The sequence below is a fragment of the Penaeicola halotolerans genome (assembly GCF_016464625.1).
In the GTDB taxonomy this organism is placed as follows: Bacteria; Bacteroidota; Bacteroidia; order Cytophagales; family Cyclobacteriaceae; genus Penaeicola; species Penaeicola halotolerans.
In genome coordinates this window covers 1-274 of the sequence record NZ_JAEAGO010000063.1, presented here as the reverse complement: position 1 = coordinate 274, position 274 = coordinate 1, and the positions used below count along the sequence as shown (strand labels likewise).

1 protein-coding gene is annotated in these 274 nt (G+C 40.9%); it reads right to left on the bottom strand.

Annotation, left to right across the window (positions count from 1 at the left end; translation table 11 throughout):
• Positions 1 to 92: 92 nt before the first annotated feature.
• Positions 93 to 274, bottom strand: a 182-nt coding sequence (locus I5349_RS13730) for a hypothetical protein (RefSeq protein ID WP_226391350.1), incomplete at its 5' end; no start/stop codon positions are given.

Genomic DNA, 274 nt, shown 5'->3' with positions numbered 1-274 from the left:
GGAGGAACTGAAGAAGTTACTCAATCTTCTGGGAAGAACTGATGAACAGGCCCTCGAAAATATAACATAAAAAATACAATGAATTGGCCGGCTCAAGGTCCTAAAACAGGCATAAAGATAACGGTCAGGAGATGAAGAGAATAGCAGTAGTACCTCAGATAGGCCAGCTTAGCACCCCCAAAAAACAAGATATAAGGTACAAATAGGTATGAGTGGTCAATACTAGCTAAGTCAGATAAAGCAATCGTAAGACCCTCTCTCCAATGGAAGCTTA